The sequence below is a fragment of the Streptomyces sp. PCS3-D2 genome (assembly GCF_000612545.2).
Classification (GTDB): domain Bacteria; phylum Actinomycetota; class Actinomycetes; order Streptomycetales; family Streptomycetaceae; genus Streptomyces.
Map to the genome: position 1 here is coordinate 2,657,449 of NZ_CP097800.1, position 18,409 is coordinate 2,675,857.

General features: G+C 73.9%; 11 protein-coding genes. 3 read left to right on the top strand and 8 right to left on the bottom strand.

The window, feature by feature from the left end; genetic code table 11:
* Positions 1 to 78: 78 nt before the first annotated feature.
* Complete coding sequence (locus AW27_RS10995; protein ID WP_030011087.1) at positions 79 to 339, top strand: mycoredoxin; 261 nt, start codon at positions 79 to 81, stop codon at positions 337 to 339.
* Between the two features lie 102 nt (positions 340 to 441).
* Here the strand turns inward: AW27_RS10995 and nudC are convergent, their stop codons facing one another.
* From nudC to AW27_RS11020, 5 genes are all read right to left on the bottom strand, one after another.
* Complete coding sequence (gene nudC / locus AW27_RS11000; protein WP_037919568.1) at positions 442 to 1,383, bottom strand: NAD(+) diphosphatase; 942 nt, start codon at positions 1,381 to 1,383, stop codon at positions 442 to 444.
* A gap of 51 nt (positions 1,384 to 1,434) precedes the next feature.
* A complete protein-coding gene (locus AW27_RS11005; protein WP_037919567.1) occupies positions 1,435 to 2,859 on the bottom strand; it encodes a dipeptidase in 1,425 nt (474 codons plus the stop codon).
* Positions 2,860 to 2,868: 9 nt separating this feature from the next.
* Positions 2,869 to 6,519, bottom strand: coding sequence for an ATP-dependent helicase (locus AW27_RS11010; protein ID WP_037919565.1), 3,651 nt, complete (start codon positions 6,517 to 6,519; stop codon positions 2,869 to 2,871).
* Between the two features lie 123 nt (positions 6,520 to 6,642).
* A complete protein-coding gene (locus AW27_RS11015) occupies positions 6,643 to 10,014 on the bottom strand; it encodes an ATP-dependent helicase (RefSeq protein ID WP_106967554.1) in 3,372 nt (1,123 codons plus the stop codon).
* A gap of 180 nt (positions 10,015 to 10,194) precedes the next feature.
* Positions 10,195 to 10,584, bottom strand: coding sequence for an MGMT family protein (locus tag AW27_RS11020; RefSeq protein ID WP_037919563.1), 390 nt, complete (start codon positions 10,582 to 10,584; stop codon positions 10,195 to 10,197).
* A gap of 119 nt (positions 10,585 to 10,703) precedes the next feature.
* On the opposite strand from AW27_RS11020, the gene AW27_RS11025 reads away from it, so the two are divergent.
* Both AW27_RS11025 and AW27_RS11030 read left to right on the top strand, forming a co-directional pair.
* Complete coding sequence (locus AW27_RS11025) at positions 10,704 to 13,496, top strand: lysylphosphatidylglycerol synthase transmembrane domain-containing protein (RefSeq protein WP_078556163.1); 2,793 nt, start codon at positions 10,704 to 10,706, stop codon at positions 13,494 to 13,496.
* Between the two features lie 143 nt (positions 13,497 to 13,639).
* Positions 13,640 to 15,250, top strand: coding sequence for an alpha/beta hydrolase (locus tag AW27_RS11030; RefSeq protein ID WP_078556161.1), 1,611 nt, complete (start codon positions 13,640 to 13,642; stop codon positions 15,248 to 15,250).
* 93 nt (positions 15,251 to 15,343) lie between these two features.
* On the opposite strand, the gene moeZ is transcribed toward AW27_RS11030, so the two are convergent.
* The 3 genes from moeZ to AW27_RS11045 all read right to left on the bottom strand — a co-directional run bounded on the left by moeZ (position 15,344) and on the right by AW27_RS11045 (position 18,338).
* Complete coding sequence (moeZ, locus tag AW27_RS11035) at positions 15,344 to 16,522, bottom strand: adenylyltransferase/sulfurtransferase MoeZ (protein WP_037919559.1); 1,179 nt, start codon at positions 16,520 to 16,522, stop codon at positions 15,344 to 15,346.
* A 62-nt stretch (positions 16,523 to 16,584) separates the two neighbouring features.
* Positions 16,585 to 17,340 (bottom strand): spherulation-specific family 4 protein, encoded by a 756-nt coding sequence (locus tag AW27_RS11040; RefSeq protein ID WP_037919557.1) that lies wholly within the window; start codon positions 17,338 to 17,340, stop codon positions 16,585 to 16,587.
* Positions 17,328 to 18,338, bottom strand: a complete 1,011-nt coding sequence (locus AW27_RS11045; RefSeq protein WP_037919555.1) for an NAD-dependent epimerase/dehydratase — start codon at positions 18,336 to 18,338, stop codon at positions 17,328 to 17,330. The genes AW27_RS11040 and AW27_RS11045 overlap by 13 nt, the downstream gene beginning before the upstream one ends.
* Between the last annotated feature and the right edge of the window lie 71 nt (positions 18,339 to 18,409).

An 18,409-nucleotide genomic window follows, 5' to 3' on the forward strand; every position in this document is an offset into this window, starting at 1 on the left:
CGCACGTACGGGAATGGCCGTGCGGTCGCGTACGTTCGTGTACTCGGACCACAGAGCCTTCACGAAGGAGAGCGCACCATGCAGGACACGGGCACCGTGACGATGTACAGCACGACCTGGTGCGGCTACTGCCGTCGGCTGAAGACCCAGCTGGACCGGGAAGGCATCGCGTACAACGAGATCAACATCGAGCTCGACCCGGAGTCCGCGGCGTTCGTCGAGAAGGCCAACGGCGGGAACCAGACGGTGCCCACCGTGCTGGTGAAGTCCGCCGCCGGCAGCGAGTCCGTCATGACCAACCCGAGCCTGGCCCAGGTAAAGCAGGCCCTCGCCGTCTGAGCGGGCCCTCGGTCGTCCGCGGCGGGCACCGCCGCCGAGGCGGGGGCCCGCCGCTCGGCGCGGGCACCGGGGCCCGGCCGGGCGCGGGCCCGGGGCGCAACGCTACGCCGCGGCCTTCGGCAGCGGCTCGCCGTACCAGAGCTCGACCAGCCGGGCCGCGATGGAGATGCCGGACGGGGGCAGCACCTCGCCCGACGCGAACGCCGCGCGCAGCTCGTCGCGGGAGAACCAGCGGGCCTCCTGGATCTCCTCGCCGTCCACGGTGATCTCGGAGCTGGTGGCGCGGGCGTTGAAGCCCAGCATCAGGCTGTACGGGAAGGGCCACGGCTGGCTGGCCACGTACTCGACCCGGCCGACCCTGACGCCCGCCTCCTCCCACACCTCGCGGACGACGGACTGCTCTATCGACTCGCCCGGCTCCACGAACCCGGCGAGGGTCGAGAAGCGGCCCTCCGGCCAGTGCACCTGCCGGCCCAGCAGCGCGCGGTCGTGCTCGTCGGTGACGAGCATGATCACGGCCGGGTCGGTGCGCGGGTAGTGCTCGGCGCCGCAGGCGGGGCAGCGCCGGATGTGCCCGGCGGCGGCGACCACCGTACGCTCCCCGCAGCGGGAGCAGAAGCGGTGCATCCGCTGCCAGTTCTCCAGGGCCACCGCGTTGACCATCAGACCGGCGTCGCGGTCGTTCAGCAGCAACCCGGCCTCGCGCAGCCCGGCCGGGCGGGCCGACTGGTCCATGCGGCCGGGCAGGGCGTCCTTCTGCAGCGCGAAGTACCGTACGCCGTCCTCGTCCGTACCCAGGAAGTAGCGGTGGGTCTCGGTGACCGGGGCCTCGAAGGCCGGGGTCATCACGATGCCGGTGCCGCCGTCGGGAGTGTCGTCGATCAGCACCTGGCCGCCGGAGACGACGAAGACGCGGGTCGTCGGGTGGCTCCAGGCGGCGGCGAGCCAGGCCTCGTCGAGGCGGTGGTGCGCGGCGCGGTCGATCCCGCTGGGCGCGGTGAGCGAGAGAGGTCGCTCGGTATGGGTGCTCACTGGTACTTCCAACTCCCCCGGTGGTGGGACAGGCAGGCTCGGTACGACAGGTGTGTGGGCCGGTCAGGCGTGTGGGCGGGTCGTGCGGTGGCCGCGGAGGCCGTCGGCCAGGTCCCCCCAGAGGTACGCGGCCGTCTCGACGCCCTTGAGCAGCAGGTCCAACTCGACCTTCTCGTTCGGCGCGTGCCAGCCGTCGGACGGCACGGAGATGCCGAGGAAGAGGACGGGCGCGCCCAGGACGTCCTGGAGGTCGGCCGCGGGTCCGGAGCCGCCCTCGCGGGTGAAGCGGATCTTCTGGCCGAAGGCCCGGCCCATGGACCGTACGACGGACTGCAGGGCCGGGTGGTCCAGCGGGGTCAGGCAGGGGCGGGTCGGTGCCCCGAAGGTGATGGAGTGCCGGATCCCGTCCGGGATCCGGCTGGTGACCCACTCCCTGACCGCCGCCTCGACCTCGTACGGGTCCTGTCCCGACACCAGTCGGAACGACAGCTTCACGTGGGCGGAGGCGGGGACGATGGTCTTCCCGCCCGGCCCCTGGTAGCCGCCGCCGATGCCGTTGACCTCGGCCGTCGGGCGGGCCCAGACGCGCTCCAGGGTGGAGTAGCCGGCCTCGCCGGCGGCCGCGTGGGACTTGGCCGTGCGCAGCCACTCGGACTCGTCGAAGGGCAGCTCGGCGATGAGCGCGCGCTCCGCGTCGGTGAGCTCGGCGATGCCGTCGTAGAAGCCGGGGACCGTGACCCTGCCGTCGGCGTCGTGCAGGGCGGCGACCAGGCGGGCGGCGGCGGTGGCCGGGTTGGGCACGGCTCCGCCGAAGGCTCCGGAGTGGATGTCCTGGTCGGGACCGTGGAGGTCGATCTCGCAGTCGGCGACGCCGCGCATGCCGGTGCAGACGGTGGGAGTGGTCTCGGACCACATGCCGGTGTCGGAGACGATCACGACGTCGGCGGCGAGCTCGGCCGCGCGGGTCTCCACGAGCTCGCGGAAGTGGGCCGAACCGGACTCCTCCTCGCCCTCCACGATCAGCTTGAGGTGCACGGCGGGGGCGGCGGCGCCGGTGGCCGCGAGGTGCGCCCGTACGCCCAGCGTGTGGAAGAACACCTGGCCCTTGTCGTCGGCGGCGCCGCGTGCGTACATGCGGCCGCCCCGGATCACCGGCTCGAACGGGTCGGTGTGCCAGCCGTCCTCGACGGCGGCGGGCTGCACGTCGTGGTGGCCGTACACGAGGACGGTCGGGGCCTGCGGATCCTCGCTCGGCCAGTGCGCGTAGACGGCGGGGGCGCCGTCGGTCTCCCAGACCTCGGCGACCGGGAAGCCGGTCTCCTTGAGCTTCGCCGCGAGCCATTCCGCGCTGCGCCGCACGTCGTCAGCGTGCTCGGGCTGGGCCGAGACGGAGGGGATGCGCAGCCACTCGGCCAGGTCGTCGAGGAACGTGGCGCGGTGGGTGTCGATGTACGTGCGGACGGCGCTGTCCGGCTGGGTGTCGCTCATGCCCCGAGCCTAGCCGTCCGCCCGGTGGTCACCGCCGGTACCCGATTCGCCTTGGAGGATCCGCTCAAGGCGGGCCCTGCCGGGGAGGTCCCGCGGGCGGATCACACGGCCGCTGCGGACGTGCAGGAAGGCCGCGGTGACCCGGTCGAGCGGGGTGTTGGTGGCTTCGGCCCAGGCGAGGCGGTAGACGGCGAGCTGGAGTGGATCGGCCTCGGTGCTCCGGCCGGTCTTCCAGTCGACGATCTCGTAGCTGTCGATGCCGTCCTCGTCGGTGGTCCGGTAGACGGCGTCGATCCGGCCCCGGACGACTCGGCCGGCGAGGGTGAGCTGGACCGGTGCCTCCATGCGGTGGGGCGGGCGGTCCGCGTACGGGCTGCGCTCAAAGGCGGCCTTGAGGGCGTCGAGCTCGGCCTCGTCGGCGATGTCCTGCCCGGAGTCTGCGCCGGGGAGGTCGGCGACGGGGTCGAGGACGTCCAGGAAGGGCAGCGGGAGTTCGTCGAAGCGGGACTCGACCCAGGCGTGGAAGCGGGTGCCCTGACGGGCCGCGGGCTGTGGGGGCTTGGGCATGGGGCGGGCGAGGTCGCGGACGAAGCCCTGCTCGTCGGCGGCGAGCCGGAGCAGCTGGCTGGCGGAGAGCGCAGGGGGGAGCTGCACCTCGCGGACGGCCGCGCGGGCACGGCGCAGCTCGCCCTCCAGGGCGTCGAGGTCCCGATCCCAGGAGGCGATGGCCCGCGCCTCCTCGGGCGTGGGCCGCGCCTCCTCCGGGAGGGCGGGCAGCACGGGCCGCGGCACGGAGCGCGACCGCGCCGCGGAGTCGGCCGCCCAGGCCTCGTCGGCCCAGGCGTCCCCCTCCCAGGCGTCCCCCTCCCAGGCGTCCCCCTCCCAGGCGTCGTCTGCCCGGGCGTCGCGCGGCTGGGGCACGGCAGGCGGGCTCTGGCCCGCGGCGCGGTCGGCGTCGCCCCGGGCGTCGGCGGCGGGCGGTGTGTGCGGCCACGGGGTGGCGGCGGGGGCGCCCGGGAGGACGGCGCCGTCCCGGACCTCGGCCGGGCCCGGGTCGGGCTGCGACCACGGGTCGTCGGGCCAGGGCTCGTCGTCGTAGGCGGGATCCTCGCAGTCCGGGGGCCAGAGGTAGGCGTCCTGCGGTTCCGGCGGGGGCGGAGCCGCCAGGTAGGACTCGACCAGGGCGGCCGCCGCTCGGCGCAGGGCGAGGGAGTGCGGGTCGAGTGGCAGCGGCCAGGAGTGCTCGGCCGCGGACCCGCTCGCGAGGGCCGGGTTCTCCGCGGTCGGCTCGGGCTCGTCCGCCCATGCCTCGATCTCGCCGTGGCCGGCGGCGCAGTGCTCGTACAGCGCGGTGAGGAACCCCGACGGGCCGCGGCGCTTCTTCTGGGTCGGACCCCACCAGTGGCCCGACGCCAGCAGCAGGGACCGGGGCCGGGTGAAGGTCACGTAGCCGAGGCGGAGCTCCTCCACCGACTTGTGGTGCTTGAGGGCGGCCTTGAAGGACTTCAGTCCGGCCGAGGTCCACGCCGGGTCCGCGGGCAGGGTGGGGGCGTCGCCGCGCAGCGCGTAGGGCAGGACCTTCGCGTACGAGGTCCAGGCCTCCGGCGCCTTCTCCTTGGGGAAGGACCCCGCGCACAGGTCCGGGACCACCACCACGTCCCACTCCAGCCCCTTGGACTTGTGGGCGGTCAGGACCTTCACGGTGTTCTCGCCGCCCGGCAGGGCGTGGTCGAGGCCCTTCTCGTACTGGACGGCCGTACGCAGGAACGCCAGGAAGGCCAGCAACGTGGCCTCGCCGTCGAGCGCGGCGAAGCCGGCCGCGACGTCCATGAAGTTCGAGAGGGTCTCGCGCCGGCGGGCCGCCAGCGCGTGCGGAGAGGCGGACAGCTCCACGTCGAGGCCGGTAGCGGACAGCACCCGGTGCAGGACGTCCATCAGCGGGTCCGCGAGGGACCGGCGCAGGTCGCGGAGCTCCTGTGCGAGGTGCGCGAAGCGGACTCGGGCCTCCGCCGAGAAGGGCAGGTCGTCCGGTGCCTGTTCGGCGCCGTCGAGGAAGGTCTCCAGGGCGTCGGCCAGGGACACGATCTCGGCCGGGTCCACGCCTTCCACGGCCGCCGCCAGCCGTTCGTCGGGGTCGGCCCCGGCCGGCGCCCGGCCCACCAGGAGCCGCGCCCGCCGGCCCAGCAGGGCCAGGTCGCGGGCGCCGATCCGCCAGCGCGGGCCGATGAGGAGCCGGACGAGGGAGGCGTTGGCGCCCGGGTCCTGGAGGACCTCGCAAACGGCCACGAGGTCGGCGACCTCGGGAAGGTGCAGCAGCCCGGACAGGCCGACGACCTCCACCGGGACGTCCCGGTCCACGAGCACGGCCTGGATCCGCGCGAAGTCACCGGCGGACCGGCACAGCACGGCGATCTCGCGCGGCTCCGTGCCGGTGCGGACCAGGTGGGCGACGGAGTCGGCGACCCAGTCGAGCTCCTGGGCGTGGGTCTCCAGCAGGGCGCAGCGGACCTGTCCGGCGCTCTCCGCGCCGGGCGCGGGGCGCAGTGCCTCCACGCCCTCGTGCAGGGCCCGCAGCGGGGCGGCGAGACCGTTGGCGAGGTCCAGGAGGCGGCCGCCACTGCGCCGGTTCTCGCTGAGCGAGAGCCGGGTGGCGGGGGTGCCGTCGGCGTGCGGGAAGTGCTCGGGGAAGTCGTCGAGGTTGGCCACGGAGGCCCCGCGCCAGCCGTAGATCGCCTGACAGGGGTCGCCGACGGCGGTGACCGCGTGGCCGGTGCCGGCTCCGAAGAGGCCGGACAGCAGCAGCCGCTGCGCGACCGAGGTGTCCTGGTACTCGTCGAGGAGAACCACCCGGAATTCCTCCCGCAGCAGCGCGCCGACCTCGGGCCGGGTCGTGGCGAGCTGCGCGGAGAGGGCTATCTGGTCGCTGAAGTCGAACAGGTCGCGCGAGCGCTTGGCGGCCCGGTAGCGGCCGACGAGCTCCAGCAGTTCGAGGCGGCCGCGCACGGCCTCGGGCACCTTGCGCAGGTCCTCGTTGGTCAGCCGGGTACCGGCGAGAACGTCCAGCAGCGCGGTGTCGTACCGGCGCAGATGCTCGGGGTCGACCAGGTGCTCGGAGAGTTCCGCGTCGAGGGCGAGGAGGTCGCCGACGAGGTCGGGGACGGACTTGGTGAGCGCGGGGTACGGGCCAGGGGCGTCGCGCAGCACCTTCGCGGCGAGCTGGAACCGGGTGGCGTCGGCGAGGAGGCGGGAGCTGGGCTCCAGGCCGATGCGCAGGCCGTGGTCCTTGAGGAGCTGGCCGGCGAAGGAGTGGTAGGTGGAGATGCGCGGCTCGCCGCCGGCCGCCTCGGCATCGGCCGGGGAGGGGTCCGGGTCGGTGATGCCGGCCCGCGCCAGGGCGGTGCGTACGCGCTCGGACAGTTCGCCGGCCGCCTTGTTGGTGAAGGTGAGGCCGAGGACCTGCTCGGGCGCGACCGCGCCGGTGCCGACGAGCCAGACGACGCGGGCGGCCATGACGGTGGTCTTGCCGGATCCGGCGCCGGCGACGACGACTTGGGGGGCGGGCGGGGCGGTGATGCAGGCCATCTGTTCGGGCGTGAAGGGGATCCCGAGGAGCTCTTTGAGCTGCTCGGGATCGCTCAGTACGGACGCACGCGCGGACACGTGAAAAGGCTAGCCGTCCCCACCGACAGCCCCGGACCGCCGAAGCGGCCACCGGGCGGGTCCGGGCACCGTCCGGAGCCGGCCGCCGGGCTGCCGGGCCGCCGGGCCGCCGGGCCGCCGGGCTCACTCGACGGTCTGGCGGCCCTCGGGGCGGGCACTGCACGAGCTGCGGAAGGAGCAGTGGTCGCAGTGGCGGCCCGTGGCGGGCGTGAAGCGTTCGTCCAGGACGCGGCTGGCGGCGGTGGCGAGCAGGTCGCCCACCCACTCCCCGTCGAGGGGCTCCTGGGCCTGGACCTTGGGGACCGTGCCGCCGCCGTCGCGCTGCGCGGCGCCCTGGCGGAGCTGGACGAGCTCGGCGCCGCCGGGGGCGGGACGCCGGCCGTCGAAGGCCTCGTCGACGGCGCCCTCGCGGACGGCGAGCTGGTAGACGGCGAGCTGGGGGTGGCGGGCGACCTCGTCCCTGCTGGGCGCGGACTTGCCGGTCTTGAAGTCGACGACGTACGCACGCCCCTGCGGATCCGCCTCGACGCGGTCCATGGAGCCGCGGACACGGACGGCGACGTCACCGGCTTCGAGCGTGACGTCGAACTCGTGCTCGGTCGCCACGGCCGTCCGGCCTCCGCGGTCGGTGGTGTGCCAGCGCAGGAAGCGTTCGAGGGCGGCGCGGGCGTTCTCCTTCTCCTGGGCCGACTTCCAGGGCGCGTCGAAGGCGAGGGCGTCCCACACCGAGTCGAGCCGTTCCATGAGGACGGCCAGGTCGGCGGGGGTACGGCCGGAGGCGACCTCGTCGGCGAGGACGTGGACGACGTTGCCGAAGCCCTGGGCCGCGGTGGACGGGGCGTCGGCCTTGACCTCGCGGCCGAGGAACCACTGGAGGGAGCAGGTGTGCGCGAGCTGGTCCAGGGCGCTGCCGGAGAGGGCGACGGGCCGGTCCCGGTCGCGCAGCGGAACGCTACTGCGGGTGGGCTCGTACAGGCCCCACCAGCGCTGCGGGTGCGCGGCGGGGACCAGGGGGCGGTCCTCGTCGTCGGTGAGGGCGGCGAGGCGGGCGAGGCGGCGGGCGGCCGCGTCGCGCAGGGCGGGCGAGGCGTCCGGGTCGACGGTGGTGGCGCGCAGCTCCGCGACGAGCGCCGGTACGGCGAGCGGGCGGCGGGGCCGGCCCGTGACGTCCTTCGGGGTGACGCCGAGCTCGGTGAGGAGGCGGGAGGGCTGGTCGCCGTCCTCGGCGGGGGCTTTGACGGCGGTGACGACGAGGCGGTCGCGGGCGCGGGTGGCGGCGACGTAGAAGAGGCGCCGTTCCTCGGCGAGGAGGGCGCCGGGAGTGAGGGGCTCGGCCAGGCCGTCGCGGCCGATGCGGTCCGCCTCCAGGAGCGAGCCGCGGCGGCGGAGGTCGGGCCAGAGTCCCTCCTGGACGCCCGCGACGACGACGAGGGACCACTCCAGACCCTTGGAACGGTGGGCGGTCATCAGCCTGACCGCGTCGGGGCGGGAGGTGCGGGCCGTCAACGTGTCGGCGGCGATGTCCTCCGCCTCCAGTTGTTCGAGGAAGTTGAGCGCGCCGCTGCCGCCGGTGCGCTCCTCGGCGCGGGCGGCGGTGTCGAAGAGGGCGCAGACGGCGTCGAGGTCGCGGTCGGCGTTGCGGCCGGCCGCGCCGCCGCGCCGGGCCTGGCGCTCCAGCCGGTCGGGCCAGGGGGTGCCGTCCCAGAGGATCCACAGGGCCTCTTCGGCGGTGCCGCCGCCCTGGAGGAGCTCGCGGGCCTTGCGCAGCAGCAGGCCGAGGCGCTGCGCGCCGCGGGCGTGGGCCGGGTCGTGCGCGGTGAGGCGCTCGGGCTCGGCGAGGGCGCGGGCGAGCAGGACGTCGGACGGTGCGGGCACCTTGACGCCCGCGGCCCGCTCCTCCTCGCGCAGGGCGCGGCCGAGCCTTCGCAGATCGGCGGCGTCCATCCCGCCGAGCGGCGAGGCGAGGAGCGTGAGCGCCGCTTCCACGCCCCCGTCACCGTCGGCGCCGTGTCCGCCCCCGACGACGGCCTCGTCGGCCGCGCCCGAGGACCCGTCGACGGGGTCCGCCGCCGCGACGGCCCCTCCTGCGGCAACCGGTGGGGCGGTGGCCTGGTGCGGTCCCGCGGGAGCCGTCCGCTCACCGGGCCCGCCGGGGACGGTGGCCGTCAGGCGGAGGGCCGTCAGGAGGGGGGCCACCGCCGGTTCGTGGCGCAGCGGGGTGTCCGTGCCGTCCGTCTCGACCGGGACCCCGGCGGCGACGAGGGCGCGGCGCATCACCGGGAGGGCGCGCCCGCCGGCCCGGACCAGGACGGCCATGTCCTGCCACGGCACCCCGTCCTCCAGGTGGGCCCGGCGCAGGATGTCGGCGATGTTGTCCAGCTCGGCGCCGGCCGTGGGGTAGGTGAAGACCTCCACCCGGCCGCCTTCCCGGGTGGCCCGCAGGGCGCGGTGCGCGCGGACCGCGGCCGCCGGCAGGCGGGGCAGCGGCATGCGGGTCGTCAGGAGCCGGGTCGCCTCCAGGAGGGCCGCGCCGGAGCGGCGGCCCGCCGTCAGGGCTTTCACCTGTGCGCCCGGGAAGGCGGTCTCGAAGTCGAGCACGTTGTTGATGTCGGCGCCGCGGAAGGCGTAGATCGACTGGTCCGGGTCGCCGAAGGCGACCAGCGTGCCGCCGTGCCCGGTCAGCGCCCGCAGCAGCCGCAGCTGCGAGGCGTCCGTGTCCTGGTACTCGTCCACGAAGATCGCGTCATAGGCCGAGGCCAACGACGGGGTCCGCTCCGCGAGGAGCACCGCCCGGTGCAGGAGTTCGGCGTAGTCCAGTGTGCCCTGCATGTCCAGGACGTCGAGGTACTCGGAGAGGAAGGCCGCCGCCGCCTTCCAGTCGGGACGGCCGATGCGGTCGGCGAAGCCGGCGAGGGACGCCGGGCCCAGGCCCAGCTCGCGGGCGCGGGCGAGGACCGCCCGGACCTCGTCGGCGAACCCGCGCGTGGTCAGCGCGGCCCGCAGGTCGTCCGGCCAGCGGATCGAGCGGATCCGGCGCTGGCCCTCCAGGAGGGTGCGGACCATCACGTCCTGCTCGGGGCCGGACAGCAGCCGCAGCGGATCGGCGAACAGGTCGGTGTCCTGGTGGGCGCGGACCAGTCCGTAGCAGAACGAATGGAAGGTGGTGGCCTGTGGGGCGCGCGCCCCGCCGAGCCGCAGGGCGGCGCGGTCGCGCAGTTCGACCGCCGCCTTGCGGCTGAAGGTGAGGATCAGGATCCGGGAGGGGTCCGTACCCGCGTCCACGCGGGCGGCGACGGCTTCGACCAGCGTGGTCGTCTTCCCGGTGCCCGGTCCGGCCAGCACCAGCAGTGGTCCGCCGGGGTGGTCAACCACCGCCCGCTGCGCTGCGTCCAGCACAGGGGGATCCACCCGTTCCGGCCCGGTGCGCACGAGGCGGTACGCGTCGTAGGTCCGCGTACGCCGCCGTTCGGTGCGGTCCGAGGAAGAGGTGATCACGTGAGGTGCCGGTCCTGGTGGGTCTGCGGGGTGTGGCGGTGCTGCCGCGACGGCTCGCGTGGAAGCCGAAGAGGCAACGCTACGGCAACCGGCGCGTACCGCGCAGTCCCCCCGGGTACCCCGGACGGGGGTTCGCGCGGCCGCTCGATCGCCCGCCCCGGCGCCGCATGGCGGAAGCTGTCAGGTGTGAGCCTCGTCGCGTCCGTCGTCCCGTCCGGGGCCCGGTCCGCCGGTGTCCGGACCGCCCTCCGGCCCGGGGGACCCGTCCCAGCGTGCCCGGCGCATGTCCAGGCGCGGGTCGCCGCCGGCCGCCAGGCGCAGCGGCGTGGCCTCGATCCGGTAGTGCTCCAGGGCGCGCGCCTGGTGTCCGGGCAGCGGCAGCCCGTCCGCCCGCACCACGCGCCACCAGGGCACGGCTCCCCCGTACAGGGCCATGACGCGCCCGACCTGGCGCGGCCCTCCCTCGCCGAGCCATTCGGCGACGTCCCCGTATGTCATCACCCGGCCGGGCGGAATACGCTCGACGGCCTCCAGTACGCGCTCCGCGTACGCGGGCAGCTCCTCACTCATTCAGCACATGGTGCAGTACACCGGCCACCCGCCGGTGGATGTTGTGGTTCCGGATCGGCGCGCACCCTGATGCCCCGGCGGCCCCTCGGTCCGTGCCACCATCTTCCGGGCGGTGACTGGTGATACGTGATCAAGAAGAGACGGATGTGACGACTAAGGAGCAGGGTGTGAGCCCTCCGGAAGGCGCGGCGGGGGACGACGGCGCGCGCCCTGGCGACGGCCCCGCCTCCCGCCCGCAGAACCGCCCCGAGGACCTCGCCCCCGACCGCGCCCCCGACCTCCCGGCCGGCCGCGCCCCCGACGGCGACGCGCAGGCCCCGCACGGCCACGCCCCGACCGACGCCGACCGGGTCGAGGTCGACGAACCGCTGCTCGCCGCCCGCGTGCACCGGCCCTCCGACCTCGTACGCCTGCTCGTGGGCATCCTCGGCATCGCCGTCCTGCTCGGCATCGCCGCCTTCGCACACGGCACCACCGTCGGGCTGGAGGAGGACATCAGCAAGGGCACCGGCCAGGCGCCGGACCTGCTGATCAAGGTCGCGGCGCTGGTCTCCAGCATCGCGGTGCTGCTGCTCCCGGTCGCCTTCGCGATCGAGCGGCTGATCAAACGCGACGGGCTGCGCATCGCCGACGGCGTGCTCGCGGCCGTCCTCGCGCACGGCGTCACCCTGGCCACCGACCTGTGGGTCTCCCAGGCCGCCCCCGGCACCATCCAGGACGCCCTGACCCGTCCCGCGGGCGGCGGGACCCTCACCGATCCCGTGCACGGCTACCTCGCGCCCGTGATCGCGTACATGACCGCCGTCGGCATGACCCGCAGACCCCACTGGCGCGTCGCGCTGTGGGTGGTCCTGCTGCTCAACGCGTTCACGATGCTGGTCAACGGCTACACCACCCCCTTCTCGATCATCCTCACCGTGCTGATCGGCTGGAGCGTGGCCTACGGCACCCTGTACGCCGTCGGCTCCCCCAACGTGCGACCCACCGGGCAGAACCTCCTGGCCGGGCTCCGCCGGGTCGGTTTCCAGCCGGTCAGCGCGATGCGCGCCGAGACGGCCGAGGGCCCCGAGGCGTCCGAGGCGGGCGACCGCGGCCGGCGCTACCACGTCACCCTTGAGGACGGCCCTCCGCTCGACGTCACCGTCGTCGACCGGGAACAGCAGGCCCAGGGCTTCTTCTACCGCGTTTGGCGCCGTCTCACCCTGCGCGGCATCACCACCCGCCGCAGCCTGCAGTCGCTGCGGCAGGCCCTGGAGCAGGAGGCGCTCCTCGCGTACGCGGCCATCGCGGCCGGGGCGAACGCGCCGAAGCTGATCGCCACCTCGGAGCTGGGCCCGGACGCGGTGATGCTCGTGTACGAGCACCTGGGCGGCCGGCCCCTGGACTCCCTCCCCGACGAGGAGATCACCGACGAGCTGACCCGCAACGCCTGGGAGCAGGTGCACGCCCTGCAGTCACGGCGGATCGCCCACCGCAGGCTCACCGGGGACGCCTTGGTGGTGGATCGTTCCGGCAACGTCACCCTCACCGACCTGCGCGGAGGCGAGATCGCGGCCGGCGACCTGGTGCTCCGGATGGACGTGGCACAGCTGCTGGCCACGCTCGGCCTGCGGGTCGGCGCGGAGCGGTCGGTGGCCTCGGCGGTGTCGGTGCTCGGCCCGGACATCGTGGCGGACTGTCTGCCGCTGCTCCAGCCGATCGCGCTGAGCCGGTCCACCCGGGCGTCGCTGCGCAAGCTGGCCCGGGAGCGGGCGGAGCGCGAGCGGGAGGCCGTACTGGAGTCCTCGCGCGCGGCGAAGGCCGCGCGCGAGGCGGGCTCCGCGCCCCCTTCCGCGCCGACCTCGGCCGCCGCCGAACGCAAGGCCGAGAAGAAGGCCCTCGACGACGCGCTGGACGAGGCCCGCGAGGAGGACCTGCTGAGCCAGATCCGCCAGCAGGTGCTGCTGATCCGCCCGCAGGCGCCGGTGGAGCCGGCCCGGCTGGAGCGGATCAGGCCGCGCACCCTGGTGTCGTTCATCGCGGGCGCGTTCGGTGCGTACTTCCTGCTCACCCAGCTGGCGCACGTGGACTTCGGGACGATCATCGCCGACGCGCAGTGGGGCTGGGTCGGGGCGGCGCTCGCCTTCTCGGCCCTCACCTACTTCGCGGCGGCGATGAGCCTGCTGGGCTTCGTGCCGGAGCGGGTGTCGTTCCTGCGGACCGTGGTCGCGCAGGTGGCCGGGTCGTTCGTGAAGCTGGTGGCCCCGGCGGCGGTCGGCGGTGTCGCGCTGAACACGCGCTTCCTCCAGCGCGCGGGCGTCCGGCCGGGTCTGGCGGTCGCGAGCGTGGGCGCCTCGCAGCTGTTCGGTCTGGCCAGCCACATCCTGCTGCTGCTGTCCTTCGGCTACCTGACCGGAACGGAGAAGACGCCGGAGATGACCCCGTCCCGGGCGGTCATCGCGGGGCTGCTGACCGTGGCGGTGCTGGTGCTGGTGGTCACGGCGGTCCCGTTCATGCGGAAGTTCGTGGTCACGCGGGTGCGGGCGCTGTTCGCGGGCGTGGTGCCGCGCATGCTGGACGTGCTCCAGCGGCCGAAGAAGCTGGTGACGGGCATCGGCGGGATGCTGCTGCTGACGGGCTGCTTCGTGATGTGCCTGGACGCGTCGATCAGGGCGTTCGGCGGCGGCGAGGCCATCAGCTACGCGAGCATCGCGGTGGTGTTCCTGGCGGGCAACGCGCTCGGTTCGGCGGCGCCGACGCCGGGCGGCATGGGCGCGGTGGAGACCACGCTGACACTGGGGCTGATCGCGGCGGGGCTGGAGAAGGAGGTTGCGATCTCGGCCGTGCTGCTGTTCCGCCTGATGACCTTCTGGCTGCCGGTGCTGCCGGGGTGGATCTCCTTCAACTTCCTGACCCGCAAGGAAGCGATCTGAGGCGTGATCTGCGGCGGGCGGCGTTCGCCGCCGGGCGCCGCCCGCGCCGCGGGTCCGTGCGGGTGCGGACGCGGGCCGTCCCCGGCCCACCCGAACGGGTCAGCGCGCGGGCGGGGGCGGACGGGGTCACGCACGATGGTGACATGCCCAAACACCTCCTGCGGGTCGCCGTCGCCGTCGCCCTCCTGGCCGGGGCGGCCAGTACCAGTGGCTGTTCCGGAGGCGGGGAGGAGAAGCCCCCCAAGGCCGGCGGCACCGAGGGGGCGCCCCCGCTGAAATGGGGGGACTGTGAGCCTCCGACGGCCGCCGAGGGGGGCGGGCAGGCACCGCCCAAGGACTGGCAGTGCGCCACGCTCCACGTGCCGCTCGACTACGCGGATCCCGAAGGAGAAACGATTCCTCTGGCCCTGATCCGGGCGAAGGCCAGAAACCAGGACGAGCGCCTCGGCTCGCTCGTGTTCAACTTCGGCGGCCCCGGCGGGTCCGGCATCGCCACCCTGCCCGGCGCCGCCAAGGAGTACGAGGCCCTGCGCGAACGCTACGACCTGGTGAGCTTCGACCCGCGCGGGGTGGGCCGCAGCTCCCCCGTCCTGTGCCTGGACAACAGCCAGCTCGACGCCTACTACGCCTCGGACTCCTCCCCCGACACCCCGGAGGCGGAGAAGGCCTACCTCGACAACACCCGCAGGTACCAACAGGCCTGCGAGGCCAAGTCCGGAAAGGTGCTCCCCTACGTCGGCACCCGGAACGCCGCCCGCGACCTCGACCGGATCCGCCAGGCCCTCGGCGACGAGAAGCTCAACTACTTCGGGATCTCCTACGGGACCGAGCTCGGCGGGGTCTACGCCCACCTCTTCCCGGACAAGGTCGGCCGGGCCGTCTTCGACGCCGTCGTCGACCCGACCGCGACCGCCGAGGAAGGCGCGCTCGGTCAGGCCAAGGGCTTCCAGCTGGCCCTCGGCAACTTCGCGCAGGACTGCGTGGACCGCGGCGACGAGTGCCGGCTCCAGGGCAGCACCGCCAAGGAGATCGAGGACAACATCATCAAGCTCCAGAAGCGGCTGGCCGCCCAACCCGTCCCGGGGATCGGCGACCGGATGCTGACCGAGTCCGCGGCCACCAACGGCATCGCCCAGGCGCTCTACTCCGAGGAACTCTGGCCGCTGCTCGAACAGGGCCTGGACGAGGCCGAGGGCGGTCAGGGGCAGCTGCTGATGGCGCTGTCCGACGCCCTCAACGGCCGCGACCAGAACGGCGCCTACAGCAACATCGGCGCCGCCAACACCGCGATCAACTGCGTCGACTCCAAGGACCGCTACACCCTGGAGCAGACCAAGGCCAAGCTGCCCGCCTTCCGGGCCGCCTCACCGGTGTTCGGCGACTTCCTCGGCTGGGCCATGATGGGCTGCACCGGCTGGCCGGTCCCCGGCACGGCGTCCACCCCGGACGTCTCCGCCCCGGGGGCCGACCCGATCCTGGTGATCGGCAACACGGGAGACCCGGCCACCCCGTACGAGGGCGCCCGCAAGATGGTCGAGCGGCTCGGCCCCGGCGTCGGCGTGGAGCTCACGTACAAGGGCGAGGGGCATGGGGCCTACAACAGCGGCGACCCGTGCGTGCAGGGCGCCGTGAACTCCTACCTGCTGGACGGCAAGGTGCCGCCCTCGAACACCGTCTGCACCCCGCCCCCGGACCCCTCCCAGTCCCCCGCGCCACCGTCGGCCTCGGCCTCGGTGGAACCCCTCGGCGCCTGACCGACCGGGGCCGGGGCCGGGGCCGGGGACGCGCAGGCAGCGCGAAGGGGCTGTACCCGCTCGCAGAGCGGGTACAGCCCCTTCGCGGAAGGATCAGTAGACCGGCTTCTCGGGCTCGATCTGGTGGACCCAGCCGATGACGCCACCGCCGACGTGCACCGCGTCGGCGAAGCCCGCCGACTTCAGGACCGCCAGGACTTCCGCACTGCGGACACCCGTCTTGCAGTGCAAGACGATGCGCTTGTCCTGGGGCAGGTCCTGGAGGGCCGTGCCCATCAGGAACTCGCCCTTGGGGATCAGCTTCGCGCCGGGGATCGAGACGATCTCGTACTCGTTGACCTCGCGGACGTCGATGATCTCGATCAGCTCGTCGCCGTCGATCCACTCCTTGAGCTGCTTCGGAGTGATCGTGGAGCCGGCGGCCGCCTCCTGGGCCTCTTCCGAGACCACGCCGCAGAAGGCCTCGTAGTCGATGAGCTCCTTGACCGTCGCGTTCGGGCCGCAGACCGCGCAGTCGGGGTCCTTGCGGACCTTGACCTGGCGGTACTGCATCTCCAGGGCGTCGTAGATCATCAAGCGGCCGACCAGCGGCTCGCCGACACCGGTGAGGACCTTGATGGCCTCGGTGACCTGGATGGAGCCGATGGACGCGCAGAGCACGCCGAGGACGCCGCCCTCGGCGCAGCTGGGCACCATGCCCGGCGGCGGGGGCTCCGGGTAGAGGCAGCGGTAGCAGGGGCCGTGCTCGGACCAGAAGACCGAGGCCTGGCCGTCGAAGCGGTAGATCGAACCCCAGACGTACGGCTTGTTCAGCAGCACGCAGGCGTCGTTGACGAGGTAGCGCGTGGCGAAGTTGTCCGTGCCGTCGACGATCAGGTCGTACTGGCTGAAGATCTCCATCACGTTCTCGGCTTCGAGCCGCTCTTCGTGGAGGACCACGTTCACGTACGGGTTGATGCCCAGCACGCTGTCGCGGGCGGACTCGGCCTTGGAGCGGCCGATGTCCGACTGGCTGTGGATGATCTGGCGCTGCAGGTTCGACTCGTCGACCTCGTCGAACTCCACGATGCCCAGCGTGCCCACGCCGGCCGCGGCCAGGTACATGAGGGCGGGCGAGCCGAGGCCGCCCGCGCCCACGGCCAGCACCTTGGCGTTCTTCAGGCGCTTCTGACCGTCCATCCCGACATCCGGGATGATCAGGTGGCGGGAGTACCGACGGACCTCGTCAACGGTGAGCTCAGCAGCCGGCTCGACCAGGGGTGGCAGCGACACGGGGACTCCGTAGATGTGACGACTTAACGGTGGTTCTCTCCGTAACACTGCCACGCCCGTCTTCATTCCAAGACACCTGTTCCGATACGTGAGACGATTTCGTCCCAGTAGCCGGGCATCGAGGCCCACGGGTCGCGGTCCCCGACGGCGCGCCGGTCGGTGAACCAGATCGTGCCGGCGCCCTGCCAGCGGGCGATCCGCATCGCCTCTTCCAGATGAGTGCGCGGGACTCCGTGGACCAGGTGGCAGAACCGCTCCGGCGGGTACTCCGCCGTCCACTCCGCCACCTGCGACCAGCGGTAGTCGGTCCAGGCCCCGGAGAAGGTGACCAGCTGGTCGGCGGCCTCCGCGTAGCCCGCGTACGGGTGGGTGCCGTGGCCGAGGACGATCCGCAGGTCCTCGCCCAGGCTCCGCAGGGCGTCGACGACCCGGCGCACCGCGTCCAGGTCCGCCTTGTCGGCCGGGGCCTCGGCGAGGTAGAAGCCGCCGACGCCGTACCAGTCGCGGAAGCGGTGGGCGTCGGAGACCAGCTCACCGAAGGACCGCGCCCCGTCCCGCATCGCGAGATGGCCCAGGACCGTGCCGCCCGCGCGGTGCAGCTTGGCGGCCGCTTCGGTGCAGTGCGGGTCGGGCCGGCCTCCCGGGCCGTCCGTGACGTTCAGCACGGCCCAGTGCAGCGGGGTGCCCGGGCGGGTCAGCTCGGCCCACTCGACGGGGGCGAGCAGCGGGTGGGCGTAGCCGGGGATGCCCAGCCCGAGACGGCCCGCACCGGTCGCGGCTGCCGTCAGGGCGCCGGGCGGAGTGGTCAGATGCGGCACGCCGCCTCCATCCAGATGTCCGCGAGGGACTCTTCCAGGCCGATCCGGGGCCGCCAGCCGAGCCGGTCGCGGGCGGTTCGCACGTCCGCCTGCTGCCAGGCTCCGCATCCGTCCGGGTAGGGATACGACTGGGGAGCCGCTGCGGCCATCTGCTCGGCAGTGGCCTCGGAGCGGGGGCTCCCGATGGAGGCGAGCCCGGCCGGGCGGCCGGGGTGCCCGTGCGCCTGTTGGGAACCGCCGTGCGGCACGTCCAGCTCGTGCAGGGCTCCTCCGTAGCCGGCGACCCGTGCCAGGACGGCGGCCGCGTCGCGCAGCCGGACGGCACGGCCGGTGCCGATGTTGACCACGCCCTGGGCGGCGGACAGGGATGCCGCGTGCACGGCCCGCGCGACGTCCCGTACGTCGACGAAGTCGCGCTGCACGCCGAGCCCGCCGAGCTTGAGCTCGCCGTCGCCGGACTGCATCGCCCGGCGCATGGCCTCGGCCAGTCGGCCCAACGGGGATCCGGCAGGGGTGCCCGGGCCGACGGGCGAGAAGATCCGCAGCACGACGGCGTCCAGACCGGAGCCGAGCACCAGCTCGGTGGCGGCCAGTTTGCTGACGCCGTACGGTCCGCCGGGTCTCGGGACGGCGTCCTCGGCAGTGGAGGACCCCGGCTGGCTGGGCCCGTACTCGGCGGCGCAGCCGAGCTGTACGAGCCGGGCCCCGCAGCCGCTGCGGCGGAGTGACTCGCAGATCGTCGCGACGGCGACGGTGTTGTGCCGGGTGAGCTCGCGGGCCCCGCCCCGGGTCGCTCCGGCGCAGTTGATGACGACGCCCGGGTGGACGGCGTCGAGGAAGCGGGTGAGCGCTCCGGGGCTACCGGTGGCGAGGTCGAAGCGGACGTCGGCGTCGTCGCCGCGGCCGAGTGCGGTGAGCTGCACGGCCGGGTCGGCGAGCAGCCGGTCGGCGACGTAGCGGCCGAGGTATCCGTTGGCTCCGATCAGCAGCACCCTCATCGCGCGACCCCTTGGTCGGTTGGCTGGCCGGTCATGTCTGTTTCTCCTTGCGGACGTGTGGATGGACGGGG